The sequence below is a fragment of the Clostridioides sp. ZZV14-6345 genome, assembly GCF_020657775.1.
Taxonomy (GTDB): Bacteria; Bacillota; Clostridia; order Peptostreptococcales; family Peptostreptococcaceae; genus Clostridioides; species Clostridioides difficile_D.
This window is the reverse complement of sequence record NZ_JAGWCX010000134.1, coordinates 1-2,474: the sequence shown is the minus strand read 5'-3', so window position 1 is coordinate 2,474 and position 2,474 is coordinate 1. Positions and strand designations below refer to the sequence as shown.

Genomic DNA, 2,474 nt, shown 5'->3' with positions numbered 1-2,474 from the left:
TATTCCAAATCGTTTAATTATATAATCATAAACTACTGTTCCTATAAGTTCATCATTTACGAAATTAGGATACTGCTCCTTAAGCTCTCTATAGATAAGTTTATTTATCTTATCAAATATAGACCATCTGCCCTTGTTTCCCATTGTTGCAAGTTTCCACGCAAGGTCAATACTATAACTATTATCTAATACAAAATCACTGAACAGGTCTATTGTTTTCCTGCAATTATTATTAATTATTAGACTATATAAATCATGTTCCATGTAGTGCTTTAGACATATGTTGTTGTATATCATCATGTCATGATGATATTTTAATAAGTTACTGCTGGTCATTGACTTCTTAATTTCACTATAGCCAACTAGATACTTTTTATGTCCTTCTAGTTGTTCTATAGCTGATTTCTTAAATTCCTTAATAGCTTCCTCATGCTCTTTTATTTCTTCCTCTATTTTTCTACTATCTTAAGCTACCAAAAAGGAAGCAGGACTTCGTCCCCCTTAATACAAAGAGCCATTTCAGTTGACAAACTATAAAGACTTTAAAATTTTACTTACTGCTTGTCTACTTATTCCAATATTTCTTGCTATTTCACTTTGATTCAACCCTTTATTTTTTAGTTCTAGTATCTTATATATTCTATCTTGCTTTTCTTGCTCTCTATTTGTTAAACCATGTTCATTTCTTCTATTTTTTTGTCTTCTTAGATTATTTCTTATGTATTTTTCATTTTTACCTATTATTGATTTAAGATATTTTTGTTCTTCTTCTGTTATTCCCAATAAATCTATCAATGTGCTATTCTTAAATTTATATTTTTTGCCATTGTAAGCCGTTTCTGCACTCTTTGTATGTTTTACTACCTCATACTCCATCAGTGGCTTTACAAACTGTTTATTTAACTCTAGGGTACATTCTAATGCTTGTACTTCATCCTCCATAAAACAACAAGTAAAATATCTATATAAAAACAAGGTTACCTCTCTGCACCCTTCCATATCATAACTTCTAAGTTCACATATTTTTATCAAATCATTAAGCCTTGCATGATATAAGCTATATTCATTAAATAAACTAATAACCTTTTTTGGTCTGCCTTTACTTTTCTGTTTCTTTTCCTTTAGCTCTGGTAAATAATTTTCTTGTATCTCTTTCAAAGTATAGGTATATCCATCATAATCAATTATTTTAACTTCTGTTTGTGTCTTGGAATTAATTGTTCCTGTGGCTCGTAACACACGTGTAGGGTCTAAGGCTTTCGCATCTGCTCCAAATTCTTTTAATTGATTATATATGTATCTTTGTATCGCATACCAAAGCGGTAAAGCTTTGCTTGGTACTGATTCAAGCTTTAATACATAATATAACCCTCTGCCACTGTCAATTAACATAGTTGGGTTTGGTATTATTCCATTTAAATCCTTTTCTATAAAGAATCTGACTGCTTCTTTCGTATAATTTGTATTGTAACAATCTATATCTATAAATATTGCATTTAATTCTTTTATATTTTCAATCCTTCTCTGTGGTTTATAAAAAGTATTATGACTTATATAAACATTTACTTTATTGTCTATAAGCTCATGATATTTATTTTCTAACTCATTTATTTTATAGTGCCATTGTGTAAACTTTTGCTCTTTTTTACTTGCTAATGTTATGTATCCTTTTGACTTACTATGTATTACTTCTAAATTATTTATATCATCCAATAATATATCCTTTGCATTAGAACAATTCATCTTATCCCCCTTATCTTTTAGGAGTCAATTAAGTTTTAACACAAGCTATGTATTTACATTCTTTTGTAAATCTCGTATAATTAATATATTAAAAGGATATATTTATCCTATGTGTTTACATGTTAATTAAACTTTAGTAGTTTTAATTGACTCTATTATTTTATTGTTGAAAGAATGAGTGGTTGCGGTCAAACAAATACTCATTCTTTTTCTATTTTTTGTTAATTAGTATTATATCATTAATAAAATTATAATTCATTGTTTAGAATTATTTTTCTGACGGTTTTAATATATATTTTTTAACCCTTTTTCAAACACAGTTTTTTAGTTAGGCTTATAAATTCAGATAGGTCAAATCCATCTAAAACTCCCATTCGGTATGCGTATTCCTTTTCAATTACATTTATTCCGAATACACTTTCCTCAAAATCAATTAGCATTTTTTTATGTTCTTTTTCTCCCAATATATCCAATAATATGTCCATAGCTCTTTCAGATTCTTTTTTGTCATTTAAATATTTCTTATCATTTTCCAATAGTTCATCCTCTACATTTTCCCTGTATGTGTCAAATCCAATTCTTAATAAATCCTCTTTTAATATCACTTTTAACACTCCTTTTTATCTACATTTAAACCTTTTACACCTTATTGTTTGTTTTGCAATCTTATATTTTTAATATATTTTCTATTTTTAATCACTTCCAGTATTTTACACTTATACTTATAATAC

At 27.5% G+C, this 2,474-nt stretch carries 2 protein-coding genes and 1 pseudogene; all 3 read right to left on the bottom strand.

What is annotated here, in order from left to right; translation table 11 throughout:
* Positions 1–336: pseudogene (locus KGF39_RS19205) on the bottom strand (DEAD/DEAH box helicase); the annotation flags it as partial.
* Between the two features lie 195 nt (positions 337–531).
* Positions 532–1,743, bottom strand: coding sequence for a winged helix-turn-helix transcriptional regulator (locus KGF39_RS19200; RefSeq protein WP_038811697.1), 1,212 nt, complete (start codon positions 1,741–1,743; stop codon positions 532–534).
* 299 nt (positions 1,744–2,042) lie between these two features.
* Positions 2,043–2,348 (bottom strand): hypothetical protein, encoded by a 306-nt coding sequence (locus KGF39_RS19195; protein WP_227823542.1) that lies wholly within the window; start codon positions 2,346–2,348, stop codon positions 2,043–2,045.
* Between the last annotated feature and the right edge of the window lie 126 nt (positions 2,349–2,474).

What these genes read in the sequence shown, in the direction of transcription:
- KGF39_RS19200 (WP_038811697.1), bottom strand. Translation starts at nt 1,743, where the DNA reads ATGAATTGTTCTAATGCAAAGGATATATTATTGGATGATATAAATAAT.